Source organism: Limimaricola cinnabarinus, from assembly GCF_002723615.1.
Lineage (GTDB): Bacteria > Pseudomonadota > Alphaproteobacteria > Rhodobacterales > Rhodobacteraceae > Limimaricola > Limimaricola cinnabarinus_B.
Genome location: NZ_KZ304952.1, coordinates 113,404 through 128,157, shown reverse-complemented (window position 1 = coordinate 128,157; position 14,754 = coordinate 113,404). Strand labels below are relative to the sequence as shown.

Here is a 14,754-nt window from a genome sequence, read left to right as displayed (position 1 = left end):
TAATCCTCGCGCATGGATGCCGCCTCACTTTCCGCCTTCGCCGCCGGTCTCGCGCTCGGCCTGTCGCTGATCCTTGCCATCGGCGCGCAGAACGCCTTCGTGCTGCGGCAGGGGCTCAGGGGCGATCATGTCTTCGCGGTGGTGCTGACCTGCGCGCTGTCGGACGCGCTTCTGATCACCGCCGGTGTCTCGGGCTTTGCCGCTCTGGCCGAGGCCGCGCCGTGGATCGCGCCGCTTCTGCGCTGGGGCGGGGCGGCCTTCCTGATCGTCTATGGCGCCAAGGCCGCCTTGGCCGCATGGCGCGGCGGCGAGGCGCTCAAGGCGGCCGATGACGGCGCGGCGGGGCTGCGCCGGGCGGTGCTGACCTGCCTCGCGCTGACATGGCTCAACCCGCATGTCTATCTCGACACGCTGGTGCTGCTGGGCTCGGTCGCCTCGCGCTTCGAGGGGCGGGTCTGGGCCTTCGGCAGCGGCGCGGTCGCGGCGTCCTTCCTGTTCTTCTTCGCGCTGGGCTATGGCGCGCGGCTGTTGCGCCCGGTCTTTGCCCGTCCCGCCGCGTGGCGCGTGCTCGATGCCCTCATCGCGCTGGTGATGTGGAGCATCGCCGCCGGTCTGGTCTGGGGCGGCTGAAGGCGCTTTCGATGCGCTTGCATCCCCGCGCGCTTTGCCGTCCTGTAGCCGCCGGGAGAATTGCATGACGTCAGCATATGTTTCGCGCCCTCAGGGCTCGCCTCTCATCGGTGTCGGCTGGATGCTGGCGGCGGGGCTGTGCTTCGTCTCCATGACGGTGCTGATCAAGGCGGTGGGCGCGGCGCTGCCCGCCGCACAGACCGCGGTGCTGCGCTTTGCGCTGGGCCTGCCCTTTCTGCTGCCGATGCTGCCCGCCTTGCGCCGGGTGCGGATCACGCCGCGGCTGTGGCGGCTTCTGGGCCTGCGCGCGGTGCTGCATGCCTGCGGCGTGGGGCTGTGGTTCTATGCCATCGCGCGCATTCCCCTGGGCGAGGTGACGGCGATCAACTACCTCAACCCGATCTGGGTGACGGTGGGAGCGGCGCTCCTGATGGGCGAGCGGCTGCCGCCGCGCCGGGTGGCGGCGGTGGTGGCGGCCTTCATCGGCGCGCTGGTGGTGCTGCGCCCCGGCCTGCGCGAGATCGATTCCGGCCATGTCGCGATGATGGGGACGGCGATGCTGATCGCCTCGGGCTATCTGGTGGTCAAGCGGCTCTCCGAAGAGCTGCCGGCGGAGGTGATCGTGGCGATGCTGTCGCTGATGGTGCCCTTGGGCCTTCTGCCCTTCGCGCTGCCGGTCTGGCAGGCGCCCGGAGCGGAGGCGCTGGCCTATCTCTTCGGGGCTGCGGGGCTGGGGACGGCGGCGCATTACGCGATGACGCGCGCCTTTGCCGCGGCCCCGCTCACGGTCACCCAACCGGTGACCTTTTTGCAGCTGGTCTGGGCGGTGGCGATCGGCGCGGTGCTGTTCGGCGAGCCGGTAGACCCCTTCACCGTGCTCGGCGGCGCGATCATCATGGGCGCGGTGATGTTCATCACCTGGCGCGAGGCGCGGGCGCGACGGGCGGCTACCGCCGTCGCGCCCGATGCCATGCCGGTCAGTCGGTCGGAAGCTCGCCCAGACGCTCGAGAATCGAGCCGGGGCTGACCTGTCCGATGACCCGGCCCCCTTCGAGCACGTCGAGCGGGGCGGGGGTGGCGTGGATCCGCGCCATCACCTCGAGGATCGGCGTCGTCGCCTCGACCTGTCCCTCGGCGGCGAGCGTCGCGTCCGGGTCCATCACGTCGCGGGCGCAGAGCACGCCGAGCGGGTTCATGTGGGCGACGAAATCGCGCACGTAGCCATTCGCCGGATCGGTGAAGATCTCGCGCGGGGTGCCCGACTGGACGATCCGCCCGCCCTCCATGATGGCGATGCGGTTGCCGAGCTTGAACGCCTCGTCAAGATCGTGGCTGACGAAGATGATGGTGCGCTGCTTGCGCGCCTGCAGGTCGAGAAGCTCGTCCTGCAACCGGGCGCGGATCAGCGGGTCGAGCGCCGAGAAGGGCTCGTCCATCAAGAGGATCGGCGCGTCGGTGGCAAAGGCGCGGGCGAGGCCCACGCGCTGCTGCATGCCGCCCGAGAGCTCGCCCACCAGCGCGTCGGCGCGGTCGGCGAGGCCCACCATCTCCAGCTCGGTCTCGACCCGGTCGCGGCGCTCGGCCCGGCTCATGCCGCCCAGCTCCAGCCCGAGCCCGACATTGTCGCGCACCGTGCGCCAGGGCAGCAGGCCGAATTGCTGGAACACCATGGCGACATGGTGCAGCCGGATCTCGCGCAGGGTCTTCTTGTCGGCCTGGGTGACCGAGGTCATCTCGCCGTTCATGCGCACCCGCACATCGCCGCGCACCACCGGGTTGAGCCCGTTGACGGCGCGCAGCAGCGTCGACTTGCCCGAACCCGAAAGCCCCATCAGCACGAGGATCTCGCCCTCGGGGACATCGAGCGTGCAGTCATGCACGCCGAGCACCTGATCGGTCCTGTCGGAGATCTCGGGCCGCTCCAGCCCTTCGTCCATCAGCGGCAGGGCGGTCTCCGGCTTGTCGCCGAAGACGATGTTGACGGCGTCGAATTCGACGGCGTTGCGCTTGGTCGTGTCGTTCATGCCGTTACCCTCGCTTCACGCGCAGCGCGCGGTCGAGCATGATCGCGACCACGACGATGACGAAGCCGCTCTCGAAGCCGAGCGCGGTGTTGACCGAATTGAGCGCGCGGACCACCGGCACGCCGAGCCCGTCGGCGCCGACGAGGGCCGCGATCACCACCATCGACAGCGACAGCATGATGGTCTGGTTGAGCCCGGTCATGATCTGCGGAAAGGCCGATGGCAGCTCGACCTTCCACAAAAGCTGCCGCGGCGTGGCGCCGAAGGCCTGCGCGGCCTCGACGAGGGCGGTGGGCGTGTTGGAGATGCCGAGCTGGGTCAGCCGGATCGGCGCGGGCAGCACGAAGATCACCGTGGCGATCAGGCCCGGCACCATGCCGATGCCGAAGAAGACGATCGCGGGGATGAGATAGACGAAGGTCGGCAGCGTCTGCATCAGGTCGAGCACGGGCGCGACCCAGGCATAGAGCTTGGGGCGGTGCGCCACGGCGATGCCGATCGGCACGCCGACGCCCATGCAGACGACGCAGGCCGAAAGCACCAGCGTCAGGCTTTCGCTCGTCTCCTCCCAGTAGCCCTGGTTCAGCACGAAGAGAAAGCCCAGCGCCACGAGGAGCGCCGGCTGCCAGCGGCGTTGCAATGCATAGGTGAGGCCGACGAAGACGGCGATCACCAGAAGCTCGGGCGGGGTCTGCAGGAGCCACAGGATGCCGTCGATCATGCCTTCGAGCAGCCATGACAGCGTGTCGAAGACGATGGCGAGATTGGTCTCCAGCCAGTCGAAGCCATTGGCGGCCCATGCGCCCACGGGGATCTTGGGAATGCTCATCTCCATGGGGCGGCGCCTCGGTCGGGTCTGCTCATCGGGGTCTCCGTCTGGGGGGATGCGGCACGTCTTGCCGCGGATCGGATGGGCGGGGGCCGCGGCCCGGGGCGGGGCGACCGGAAATCCGGACCCCGGCCCGCGCGGGCCGGGGAAGGGGGGCGCGACGCGGCGCGCGCCCCAAGGAGCGATCAGCCCTCGATGGCGCTCTTGACCGCGGGCAGCGCCTCGCCGCCGTCGAGCGTGGTCACGCCTTCGAGCCAGGGCTCGACGGCTTCGGGGTTGGCCGCGAGCCACTGCTGCGCGGCGTCGCGCGGGTCCATGTTGTCATTGAGGATCGACCCCATGATCTCGTTTTCCATCTCGAGCGTGAATTCGAGATTCTGCAGGAACGCGCCGAGGTTCGGGCAGTCCTCCACGAGGCCCTTGCGGGTCACGGTATAGACCTCGGCGCCGCCGAGATTGGGGCCGAACCAGTCATCGCCGCCTTCGAGATAGGTCATCTCGTAATTGGCGTTCATCGGATGCGGCTCCCAGCCGAGGAAGATCACCGGCTCGTCGCGCTTCGACGCCCGGTCGACCTGCGCCAGCATGCCCTGCTCGGAGCTTTCCTTGACCTCGAAATCCGACAGGCCGAAGGCGTCGGATTCGATCATCTCGAGGATCAGCTGGTTGCCGTCATTGCCCGGCTCGATGCCGTAGATGGTGCTGTCGAGCGCATCGGCATGCTCGGCGATGTCGGCATAGTTCGCGATGCCCAGCGCCGCGCCGGCGGCGTTGGTGGCCAGCGTGTATTTCGCGCCGGTGAGGTTCTTGTGCACCGTCTCGATGCTGCCATCCTCGGTATAGGGCGCGATCTCGGACGACTGGGTGGGCATCCAGTTGCCAAGGAAGACGTCGATGTCGCCATCCGACATCGAGGTGAAGGTCACCGGCACCGAGAGCACCTTGATCTCGGGCTCGTAGCCCAGCCCCTCGAGCACGAGGGCGGTGGTGGCGGTTGTCGCGGTGATGTCGGTCCAGCCGACATCGGACATCACGATGTCGCGGCATTCGGCGGCATCCTGGGCGAGGGCGCCGGTGGCGACGGTGGTCAGCGCCAGCGCGCTGATCGTGGTGCGGAACATCATGGTCGTCCTTCCTGTGGGTTCTGGTTCTTGATTGACGCGTCAATAAAAAGCCTATTAGGGTCGCGGTTGCAACCCGGTCGACGAGCCGGGGCGGATCTGGAGACCCTTGATGCCCAAGCTCGGGATGGAACCTATACGGCGCGCCGCGCTGGTCAAAGCGACGATCGAGGAGATCGGCGCCCATGGCTCGCTCGACGTCACGGTGGCGCGGATCGCGAAGCGCGCGGGCATGTCCTCGGCGCTGGCGCATCACTATTTCGGCAACAAGGACAGGATCTTCCTCGCCGCGATGCGGCATCTGCTGTCCGAGTATTCCACCGAGGTGCGCGAGGCGCTCATCGCGGCCAAGGGCGATCCGCGCGCCCGCGTCGCGGCGATCCTGCGCGCCAATTTCGGCCCCTCCAACTTCCGGCCCGAGGTGGTGGCGGCCTGGCTGAATTTCTACGTTCTCGCCCGCACCTCCGCGCCCGCGGCGCGGCTCTTGCGGATCTATCACCAAAGGCTGCGCTCGAACCTCGCGCATGATCTGCGGCCGCTTCTGGGGGCGGGGGCCAGGGATGCCGCGGAGCGTCTCGCGGCGCTGATCGACGGGATGTACCTCAAGCAGGGACTCGCGGGCGGGCCGGCCGACGGCCCCGCCGCCACGCGGCAATTGCTCGCCGCGCTTGAACTGGAGCTGAAATGACACCGAACCGCAACATTCTCATCGTCATGGCCGACCAGCTGAACGGCACGCTGTTTCCCGACGGCCCGGCCGACTGGCTGCACGCGCCCAACCTCAAGGCGCTGGCGGCGCGCTCGACCCGCTTTGCCAATGCCTATACCGGCAGCCCGCTCTGCGCGCCCGGGCGGGCCTCGTTCATGTCGGGGCAGCTGCCCTTCCGCACCGGCGTCTACGACAACGCCGCCGAGTTTCCCTCCGACATCCCGACCTTCGCGCATCATCTGCGCCGCGCCGGCTGGCAGACCTGCCTCTCGGGCAAGATGCATTTCGTCGGCCCCGACCAGATGCATGGCTTCGAGGAGCGGCTGACCACCGACATCTACCCCGCCGATTTCGGCTGGACCCCGGACTGGCGCAAGCCCGACGAGCGGATCGACTGGTGGTATCACAATCTCGGCTCCGTCACCGGCGCCGGGGTGGCCGAGATCACCAACCAGCTCGAATATGACGACGACGTGGCGCACCAGGCCAAGACCAAGCTCTACGACCTCGCCCGCGGCCATGACGCGCGGCCCTGGTGCCTCACCGTGAGCTTCACCCACCCGCACGACCCTTACGTCGCGCGGCGCAAATACTGGGATCTCTACGAGGATTGCGCGCATCTCGACCCCGAGAGCGACCCGATCCCCTATGAGGATCAGGACCCGCATTCCAAGCGCCTGCTCGACGCCGCCGATCATGAGAAGTTCGACATCACGCCCGAGATGATCCGCCGCGCCCGGCAGGGCTACTTCGCCAATATCAGCTATGTCGACGACAAGCTGGGCGAGATCCTGCAGGTGCTGCGCGACACCCGGCAGGAGGCGATCGTGGTCTTCGTCTCGGACCATGGCGACATGCTGGGCGAGCGCGGGCTGTGGTTCAAGATGAGCTTCCACGAGGGCTCCGCGCGGGTGCCGCTGATGATCTCGGCCGATGGAATGGAGCCCGGCCTCGTCACCGATCCGGTTTCGGCGATCGACGTGACGCCGACGCTGTGCGACCTTGCCGGTGTCGACATGTCCGAGGTCACGCCCTGGACCGACGGCGAAAGCCTCGTGCCCTTGGGGCAGGGTGCGCGGCGCGAGACGCCGGTGGCGGTGGAATACGCCGCCGAAGGCTCGATCGCGCCGATGATCTGTCTGCGCGAGGGGCGATTCAAATACACCGCCTGCCCGGTCGATCCCGAACAGCTCTTCGACCTCGAGGCCGATCCGGGCGAGCGGGCGAACCTCGCCGCCGACCCGGCCCATGCCGAGACGCTGGAGCGGTTTCGCGCCATGGCCGCCGAACGCTGGAACTTCGATCTGGTCGATGCGCAGGTCCGTGCGAGCCAGGCCCGCCGCTTAGTCGTCTACGAGGCGCTGAGGCAGGGCGGCTACTACCCGTGGGACTACCAGCCGCTGCGCGCCGCCTCCGAACGCTACATGCGCAACCACATGGACCTGAACATTCTCGAGGAGAGCCAGCGCTTCCCGCGCGGAGAGTGAGCCTCCCCCATCATCTTTCCGAAAGTACGCAGCCATGACCTATCCGACCCAGCCCGAGGCCAGCCACTTCATCGACGGCGCCTATGTCGAGGATGACAGCGGCGCCGCGCTCCCGGTGATCTACCCGGCCACCGGCGAGACCATCGCCGATCTGCACGCCGCCACGCCCGCCCTGATCGACCGGGCACTCGCGGCGGCAAAGCGCGCCCAGCCCGCATGGGCGGCAATGACCGGCACGGAGCGGGGCCGCATCCTGCGCCGCGCCGCCGACATCATGCGCGAGCGCAACCGCGCGCTCTCCGAGCTGGAAACCAAGGACACCGGCAAACCCCTGCAGGAGACGCTGGTGGCCGACGCCACATCGGGCGCCGACGCGCTCGAATATTTCGGTGGCCTCGCCGCGACGCTTTCGGGCGAGCACATCCAGTTGGGCGATGATTTCATCTACACCCGCCGCGAGGCGCTGGGCGTGACGGTCGGCATCGGCGCGTGGAACTACCCCACCCAGATCGCTTGCTGGAAGGCCGCCCCGGCGCTGGCCTGCGGCAACACCATGGTGTTCAAGCCCTCCGAGACGACGCCGCTCTGCGCGCTCAAGGTGGCCGAGATCCTCAAGGAAGCCGGTCTGCCCGATGGCGTGTTCAACGTGGTGCAGGGCTATGGCGAGGTCGGCGCCGGGCTGGTCGAGGACGAGCGCGTCGCCAAGGTCTCGCTCACCGGCTCGGTGCCGACGGGCCGCCGCGTCTATGCCGCCGCCGCCTCGGGCATGAAATCGGTGACGATGGAGCTTGGCGGCAAGTCGCCCTTGGTGATCTTCGACGACGCCAATGTCGAGGATGCGGTCTCGGCGGCGATCAACGCCAATTTCTACTCGACCGGGCAGGTCTGCTCGAACGGTACCCGCGTCTTCGTGCAGGACGGCATCCGCGAGGCGTTCCTCGCGCGGCTCTCCGAGCGGCTGGGCGGCGTGAAGATGGGCGATCCGCTCGACGAGGCCACGAATTTCGGCCCGATGGTCAGCGCGCGCCAGCGTGAGATCGTCGAGGGCTTCATCGCCCGGGGCCGCGAGGAGGGCGCGCGGCTGGTCGCGGGCGGCGGTCGTCCGACGGGCATGTCGGATGAGAACGGCTACTGGGTCGAACCCACCGTCTTTGCCGATGTCACCGACGAGATGACCATCGCGCGCGAGGAGATCTTCGGCCCCGTGATGTCGGTCTTCGGCTTTGCGACCGAGGAGGAGGCGCTCGAACGCGCCAATGCCACGATCTACGGGCTGTCGGCGGGCGTCTTCACCCGCGATCTGGCGCGCGCGCATCGCTTCGTGGGCAAGCTGCAGGCGGGGTCCTGCTGGATCAACACCTACAACCTGACCCCCGTCGAGGCGCCCTTCGGCGGCATGAAGATGTCGGGCGTGGGCCGCGAGAACGGGCAGGTGGCGATCGAGCACTGGAGCCAGCTCAAGACCGTCTATGTCGCCATGGGCGAGGTCGAGGCGCCCTACTGAGCCCCCCGCGGGGCGATCTGTAACGACCGGGCGCGGCCGAGGGTGGCCGTGCCCCCCCACGAATCGGGATGCGTGTGATGGAAGCGGACTACGTGATCGTCGGGGCCGGCAGCGCCGGCTGTACCATGGCCTATCGCCTCTCCGAGGCGGGCAAGAGCGTCATCGTCATCGAGCATGGCGGTACCGATGCGGGGCCGTTCATCCAGATGCCGGGCGCGCTCAGCTACCCGATGAACATGGCGCGCTACGATTGGGGCTACCGCTCCGAGCCCGAGCCGCATCTGGGCGGGCGGCGCCTTGCCACCCCGCGCGGCAAGGTGATCGGCGGCTCGTCCTCGATCAACGGCATGGTCTATGTGCGCGGCCATGCGCGCGATTTCGACACATGGTCCGATATGGGGGCGACGGGCTGGGACTATGCGGGCGTGCTGCCCTACTTCAAGCGGATGGAGAACTGGCATGATGGCGGCCATGGCGGCGATCCGGCCCGCAGGGGCCATGACGGGCCGCTGCATGTCACCCGCGGCCCGCGCGACAACCCGCTGACCCGCGCCTTCGTCGAGGCGGGCGGGCAGGCGGGCTACCAGCTCACCGACGACTACAACGGCGAGCAGCAGGAGGGCTTTGGCCCGATGGAGGCGACGATCTGGCAAGGCACGCGCTGGTCCGCGGCCAATGCCTATCTGCGCCCCGCGCTCAAGCGCGAGAACTGCACGCTGGTGCGGGCGCTGGCGCAGCGCGTGGTGATCGAGGAGGGCCGGGCGACCGGCGTCGAGGTCGTGCGCGGATCGAAGACCGAGGTGATCCGCGCGCGCGCCGAGGTGATCGTCGCGGCCTCCTCGATCAACTCGCCCAAGCTTCTGATGCTGTCAGGCGTAGGCCCCGCCGCGCATCTGGCCGAGCACGGAATCGAGGTCGTGGCCGACCGTGCGGGCGTAGGCCAGAACCTGCAGGACCACCTCGAGATGTACATCCAGATGGCCGCGACGCAGCCGGTGTCGCTCTTCAGCCATTGGAACCTCTGGGGCAAGGGCATGGTCGGCACGCAGTGGATGCTGTCGCGCACCGGGCTCGGCGCTTCGAACCAGTTCGAGAGCGCGGGCTTCATCCGCTCGCGCGCGGGCGTGGAATACCCCGACATCCAGTATCACTTCCTGCCCATGGCGGTGCGCTATGACGGGCAGGCCGCGGCCGAGGGGCATGGCTTCCAGGCGCATGTCGGCCCGATGCGCTCGGGCTCGCGCGGGCATGTGACGCTGGCTTCCGCCGATCCGGCCGAAGCGCCGAAGATCCTGTTCAACTACATGTCGACCGAGCAGGACTGGGCCGATTTCCGGGCCTGCATCCGGCTGACGCGCGAGATCTTCGGCCAGCCCGCCTTTGCCCCCTATCGCGGCCACGAGATCCTGCCGGGCGACGCATTCCAGACCGACGATGAGCTCGACGAGGCGATCAAGGAGCATGTCGAGAGCGCCTACCACCCCTGCGGCACCTGCCGGATGGGCGCGCGCGACGATGCGGGCGCGGTGGTCGATCCCGAATGCCGGGTGATCGGGGTCGAGGGGCTGCGCGTGGCCGACAGCTCGATCTTTCCGCGCATCACCAATGGCAATCTCAACGCGCCGTCGATCATGGTGGGCGAGAAGGCCTCGGATCACATCCTCGGCCGCAGTCTCGACCCGCTCGACGAAAAGCCGTGGATTCACCCCGCATGGCGTGTGGCGCAGCGCTGACGCTCGCCGGAAGCAGGAATTCCTTAACTTTAAGTTAAGACAACACTTGCCGAACCGCGAAATAGCGCCGACATCCCCGTCATGTCCTGTTTCGCGTTTCTCGCCTTTCTCGGCCTGTGCAGCCCCGAGCCCGCCCCGCCCACCGGCCCCGCGGGCCCGGTGGCGGTGATCGACGGCGACACGCTCGATGTCGGCGGGGCGCGGGTGCGCCTGCACGGCGTCGATGCGCCCGAGACGGCGCAAAGCTGCGGCACGGGCACCGGCGCGGTCTGGGCCTGCGGCGACTGGGTGACGCAGGAGACCACGCTGCGCTTTTCGGGTCGGGATGCGGTCTGCGAGACGGTCGATATCGACCGCTACGAGCGCATCGTCGCGCGCTGCGCCGTCGCGGGCGCCGATATCGGCGAGACGCTGGTCTCCGAAGGCCTGGCGCTGGCCTATGTGGATTACTCCGAGGATTACCTCGACAGCGAAGCCGAGGCCCGCGCGGCGGGGCGCGGCATCTGGCGCGGCGAGGTCGAGGCGCCGTGGGACTGGCGGCGCGCCAAGCGCGAAGGACGCAGCGCGGCCGCGCCGAAGGAGCGGGTCGAGGCGGGCGGCTGCGCGATCAAGGGCAATGTTTCCGGCGGCGGGCGGATCTACCACATGCCCGGCGATCCCTATTACGGGCGCACCAAGATCGACACCGCCTCGGGCGAGCGCTGGTTTTGCAACGAGGCGGAGGCGCGCCGCGCCGGCTGGCGTCACGCCGGAAGCTGACCTTCCTGTTTTGCCCCGGCGCATGGGCCGCATCGCCGACCGTCTTCGGGCCGGATGGTATGGCGCGTCGCGCCCGCGCCGTCTATCACACGGGCTGCCGCGGATCTCGCGGCGCAGCCCGAGGACAGGACTGACATGGAAAAGCATCGCGGATTTCCCAGCCGGCTGCCCGGCACCGATTTCCAGTTCACCATTCGCCGCGCCGCCAAGGGCGGCCCGACCAAGATCATCCGCCGCGAGCGTTTCCGCGACCGTCGCCCGCCCGATCGCCGCGCCGATGAGGGCTTCATGGCCGCGCTCTGGGCGCAGTTCGGCGAGGAGCCTTTCGTGCGCGGCAATCTCGACGCCGCCCGGCTGAGCTGGCTGTTCGGGCGCGAGGTGGTGCCGGCCGAGGAGCCGTTCGACCCGCAGGATTACGACGCGCTTTTGCGCATCGACGTCGAGGTGGCGCGGCACAGCTTCCCGGATGTCTTCGGCGGGGCCGCGCAGGAGGGTGACGAGGAGGACGAGGACTGGTGAACCTTACGCCCCGCGCGGAGGCGGGTTGCCGCCCATGCCGTGGCAATGATGCCGGGGCGGTGGGGACATGGCGGCCTGTTCTCTTGCGCCGCGCCGGTCGGCATGGCAGTGATCGAGGCATCTGGGGCACCATTCTTCACTTCTGGAGACCGAAAATGACTTCCAAGTTCAAACTCCTCGGCGCGCTCGGCGTCGCCGCGATCCTCGCTGCCTGCGGCGCGACCCCCGGTGAGCGTGCCGCGACCGGCGCCCTTGCTGGCGCCGCCGCTGCCGAAGTCACCGGCGAAGACGCCGTGACCGGCGCGCTGGTCGGCGGTGCGATCGGCGGCATCGCGCCTTGCGTGACCAACCCGAACGCGAACGGCTGCTACTGAGCCGCGCCCGCAGCCGGCATCTCGCCGGTTGCACGGAAAATGACGGGCCGTCGGGGGAAACCCCGGCGGCCCTTTCGCATGAGGTCGAAGCGGTCTCGGGCATTGCGCGCGCCTTTGGCTCAGCGCAAGGGCAGCGCCTGGGCCCCCGCGCCGTCGAGCGGGCGGTTCGCGTCGCGGATCTCCTGCTGGCGCAGCGGCAGCTTGTCGATGGCGTGGATCAGCTCGCGTCCGGTGAAAGGGGCGGGCTTGCGCTGCGCGATGCGCCCGTCCTTGCCGATCAGGATCACCGCGAAGCCGCGCGGGCGCAGGCTGCGGCGGATCGGGCTGCGCGCCTCCGGGTCGGTGTCGATCAGCACGATCACGTCGCGCGCGGCCAGCTCGTCGATCCGCTCGGCCAGAAAGCCCATCTGCCGCTGAAATTGCGGGTCCGTGGTCCCGTCGGCAAAGACCACGATCGGGCGGGCGACGAACTCGAACTCGTCGAGCTCCGCCTCGCCCACGGGATAGGCCGCGCGCGGCTCCTCGGCCCATCGCATGAGAAGGTCCGGGGCCTCCTGCGCGGCAACGAGGGGAGCGGCCCAGAAAAGAGCCATAAGCGCGAGCAGGGGGCGAAACTGTTTCATGTCTTCAACATAGGCATGATTGCCCCGCGCGCGAAGAGCGGCGCGACAATCCGTACCCGCTCTTGCGTAACGTCGCCTCTCCCGGCGCATTCGGCCCGCATCGGCGCCGGGGCTCGCGCCCCATCCCAAAGAACCCTTGCGGCGCGTGGCGGGACGCGACATCACGGGCGCCGACGCAGTTTCCGGAGACCGACATGATCCGCCCCGCCACGCCCGACGACGCGCCCGCGCTCGGCGCCATCTGGAACCGCGTGATCCGGGAGACGACCTCGATCTTCAACGCCACCGAGCGCAGCGAGGCGGAGATCGCGCAGATCATCGGCAATGGCGATCCCTTCTTCGTCTGGGACGAAGACGGCGTGCAGGGCTTTGCCCGCTGGTTTCCCTTTCGCGGCACCGATGGTTACCGCCACACGGTCGAGCACACGATCCTGCTTGCCCCCGGCCTGCACGGGCGCGGCGCGGGGCGGGCGATGATGGGGCGGCTGTTCGAGACGGCGCGCGCCGCCGACAAACACGTCATGGTCGCCTGCGTCACGGCCGAGAATACCGCCGGCATCGCCTTTCACGAGCGGATGGGCTTCGAGCGGAGCGGATACATGCCGCAGGTCGGGCGCAAGTTCGGCCGTTGGCTCGATCTTGCCATCCTGCAGAAACGACTCTGACAATGCCGCAACGCGGCGCTAAGGTGGGCCCATGTCGATCTGGACACGCATAGCTGAGATCATCGCGGCGCTGAGGCAGGGCGAAAGCCTCGCCTCGATCTTCGACCGGCTGCGCACCCCGCCGGAACGCTCGGTGGCCTTCGCCATCGCCGTCATCGCGCTCGGCGCGAAGATGGCCAAGGCCGACGGGCGGGTGACGCGCGGCGAGGTCGCGGCGTTTCGCGAGGTCTTCACCATCCCGCCCGAGGAAGAGGCCAACGCCGCGCGCGTCTTCAACATGGCGCGCACCGACGTGGCGGGTTTCGAGGATTACGCCGCCAAGATCGCCGCGATGTTCGGTGCCGACAAGGGCCCCTTGTGCGACCTGATGGAGGGGCTGTTCCACATCGCGCTCGCCGATGGCGACTATCACCCCGCCGAGAACGCCTTCCTGCAGCGGGTGGCCGAGATCTTCGAGATCGACTCGCGCAGCTTCGCGCGGCTGCGCGCCCGCTTCGTCCCCGATGCCGAGCCCGACCCCTACGACGTGCTGGGCGTTTCGCCCGATGACGACATGGACGAGATCCGCGACGCCTGGCGCGGCATCGTGCGCGAGACCCATCCCGACCGGCTCATCGCGCGCGGCCTGCCTGAAGAGGCGATGAAGATGGCCGAGAGCCGTCTCATCGCCGCCAACCGCGCCTGGGAGCGGATCTCCGAAGGGCAGGGGGCGGGCCGGGTCGTCACCGCCGCGCCGGGCGGCGACGAAGGCCGCGCCTGATGCGGCTGGCGACGTGGAACGTCGCCTGGTTCGACCGGCTGTTCGACGATGCGGGCCGACCGCAGCACGACGCGGGCGATTCCGCCCGCCACGGCGTCATCCGCGCGCGGCGGCTCGAAGCCATCGCCCATGTGATGCGCGCGCTCGACGCCGACGGGATCGTGGTGGTCGAGGCCCCCGATACGGGCGGCAAACGCGACGGGGTCCGTGCGCTGGAGACCTTCGCCGCCGAAGCCGGGCTCGGGACGCGCGCGGCGCTGATCGGCTTTCGCAGCCACACCCAGCAGGAGATCGCCTTCCTTTACGATCCCGACCGCCTGCGCCCCCGCCACGACCCGCGCGCCAGCGCAAGCGCCCCGCGGTTCGATCTGCATGCAGGCAAGGGCGAAAGCCGGATCACCTGGTCCAAGCCGCCGCTGGAATTGATGGTCGAGGCGGAGGGTCTGACGCTGCGGCTGATCGGCGTGCATGCCAAGTCCAAGGCCCCGCATGGGGCCGATGACGCGCGCGAAATGCAGCGCATCGCGGTGGAGAACCGCCGCAAGCAGCTCGCGCAATGCGGCTGGCTGCGGGCGCGGATCGAGGATCATCTCGACGCGGGCGACAGCCTCGTGGTGATGGGCGATTTCAACGATGGCCCCGGCCTCGACGCGCAGGAGCGGCTGTTCGGCCGCTCGGGCGTCGAGATCGTGCTGGGAGAGGACGACGCGCCCGAGCGCCGGCTCTTCGATCCGCATGCCCGGCTCGCGCTCGCGCATCCGGTGGCGGCCCAGCCCGCCACCGCGCGCTTTGCCGTGCCGCCCGACTGGCGCATTCTCTCGGCGTTGCTCGATTATGCGATGATTTCGCCCGATCTGTGCGCATGCGGCCCCCGCTGGCGCATCTGGCACCCCTTCGACGACCCGGAGATCTATGCCGATGCCGATCTGCGCGAGGCTTTGCTCGCCGCCTCCGATCACTTCCCCGTCACGCTCGATCTCGACCCGGCTGGAAAGCGGCGCGAGGCCGACTAGCTTG

16 protein-coding genes are annotated in these 14,754 nt (G+C 69.0%); 12 read left to right on the top strand and 4 right to left on the bottom strand.

Annotated elements, in window-relative coordinates; genetic code table 11:
* Window positions 1-12: 12 nt before the first annotated feature.
* On the top strand, window positions 13-630 hold the full coding sequence (locus CJ301_RS03820) for a LysE/ArgO family amino acid transporter (protein WP_099274468.1): 618 nt from the start codon (window positions 13-15) through the stop codon (window positions 628-630).
* 64 nt (window positions 631-694) lie between these two features.
* Window positions 695-1,657 carry a DMT family transporter gene (locus CJ301_RS03815; protein WP_099274466.1) on the top strand — a complete coding sequence of 321 codons (963 nt, stop codon included), beginning with the start codon at window positions 695-697 and terminating at the stop codon, window positions 1,655-1,657.
* On the opposite strand, the gene choV is transcribed toward CJ301_RS03815, so the two are convergent.
* The 3 genes from choV to choX all read right to left on the bottom strand — a co-directional run bounded on the left by choV (window position 1,608) and on the right by choX (window position 4,607).
* Entirely contained in the window at window positions 1,608-2,654 is a 1,047-nt protein-coding gene (gene choV / locus CJ301_RS03810; protein ID WP_099274464.1) for a choline ABC transporter ATP-binding protein, read from the bottom strand. The genes CJ301_RS03815 and choV overlap by 50 nt on opposite strands.
* 4 nt (window positions 2,655-2,658) lie before the next feature.
* Window positions 2,659-3,489 carry a choline ABC transporter permease subunit gene (choW, locus tag CJ301_RS03805; protein WP_099274462.1) on the bottom strand — a complete coding sequence of 277 codons (831 nt, stop codon included), beginning with the start codon at window positions 3,487-3,489 and terminating at the stop codon, window positions 2,659-2,661.
* 179 nt (window positions 3,490-3,668) lie between these two features.
* Window positions 3,669-4,607, bottom strand: coding sequence for a choline ABC transporter substrate-binding protein (gene choX, locus CJ301_RS03800; RefSeq protein ID WP_099274460.1), 939 nt, complete (start codon window positions 4,605-4,607; stop codon window positions 3,669-3,671).
* Between the two features lie 109 nt (window positions 4,608-4,716).
* Here choX and betI point away from each other — a divergent pair, with 109 nt between their 5' ends.
* The 7 genes from betI (at window position 4,717) to CJ301_RS03765 (ending at window position 11,689) form a co-directional block, all read left to right on the top strand.
* Complete coding sequence (gene betI / locus CJ301_RS03795) at window positions 4,717-5,292, top strand: choline-binding transcriptional repressor BetI (RefSeq protein ID WP_099274458.1); 576 nt, start codon at window positions 4,717-4,719, stop codon at window positions 5,290-5,292.
* Window positions 5,289-6,800, top strand: coding sequence for a choline-sulfatase (gene betC / locus CJ301_RS03790; RefSeq protein WP_099274456.1), 1,512 nt, complete (start codon window positions 5,289-5,291; stop codon window positions 6,798-6,800). Before betI ends, betC begins: the two co-directional genes overlap by 4 nt.
* A gap of 34 nt (window positions 6,801-6,834) precedes the next feature.
* Complete coding sequence (gene betB / locus CJ301_RS03785; protein WP_099274454.1) at window positions 6,835-8,304, top strand: betaine-aldehyde dehydrogenase; 1,470 nt, start codon at window positions 6,835-6,837, stop codon at window positions 8,302-8,304.
* A gap of 77 nt (window positions 8,305-8,381) precedes the next feature.
* Window positions 8,382-10,037: a choline dehydrogenase gene (betA, locus tag CJ301_RS03780; protein ID WP_099274452.1), complete on the top strand. Its 1,656-nt coding sequence runs from the start codon at window positions 8,382-8,384 to the stop codon at window positions 10,035-10,037.
* An 81-nt stretch (window positions 10,038-10,118) separates the two neighbouring features.
* Window positions 10,119-10,796, top strand: a complete 678-nt coding sequence (locus tag CJ301_RS03775; protein ID WP_099274450.1) for a thermonuclease family protein — start codon at window positions 10,119-10,121, stop codon at window positions 10,794-10,796.
* Between the two features lie 135 nt (window positions 10,797-10,931).
* Window positions 10,932-11,315, top strand: a complete 384-nt coding sequence (locus CJ301_RS03770; protein ID WP_099274449.1) for a hypothetical protein — start codon at window positions 10,932-10,934, stop codon at window positions 11,313-11,315.
* A 155-nt stretch (window positions 11,316-11,470) separates the two neighbouring features.
* A complete protein-coding gene (locus tag CJ301_RS03765; RefSeq protein WP_099274448.1) occupies window positions 11,471-11,689 on the top strand; it encodes a hypothetical protein in 219 nt (72 codons plus the stop codon).
* Between the two features lie 119 nt (window positions 11,690-11,808).
* On the opposite strand, the gene CJ301_RS03760 is transcribed toward CJ301_RS03765, so the two are convergent.
* Window positions 11,809-12,282 (bottom strand): DUF4174 domain-containing protein, encoded by a 474-nt coding sequence (locus CJ301_RS03760; protein ID WP_254050061.1) that lies wholly within the window; start codon window positions 12,280-12,282, stop codon window positions 11,809-11,811.
* A 224-nt stretch (window positions 12,283-12,506) separates the two neighbouring features.
* Between CJ301_RS03760 and CJ301_RS03755 the strand changes: the two genes are divergently transcribed.
* From CJ301_RS03755 to CJ301_RS03745, 3 genes are read left to right on the top strand one after another with little or no spacing between them, the layout of a single operon-like run.
* Window positions 12,507-12,977 carry a GNAT family N-acetyltransferase gene (locus CJ301_RS03755; protein ID WP_099274446.1) on the top strand — a complete coding sequence of 157 codons (471 nt, stop codon included), beginning with the start codon at window positions 12,507-12,509 and terminating at the stop codon, window positions 12,975-12,977.
* 31 nt (window positions 12,978-13,008) lie between these two features.
* Complete coding sequence (locus tag CJ301_RS03750) at window positions 13,009-13,737, top strand: molecular chaperone DjiA (protein ID WP_099274445.1); 729 nt, start codon at window positions 13,009-13,011, stop codon at window positions 13,735-13,737.
* Window positions 13,737-14,750 (top strand): endonuclease/exonuclease/phosphatase family protein, encoded by a 1,014-nt coding sequence (locus tag CJ301_RS03745; protein WP_099274444.1) that lies wholly within the window; start codon window positions 13,737-13,739, stop codon window positions 14,748-14,750. The genes CJ301_RS03750 and CJ301_RS03745 overlap by 1 nt, the downstream gene beginning before the upstream one ends.
* Window positions 14,751-14,754 lie beyond the last annotated feature (4 nt).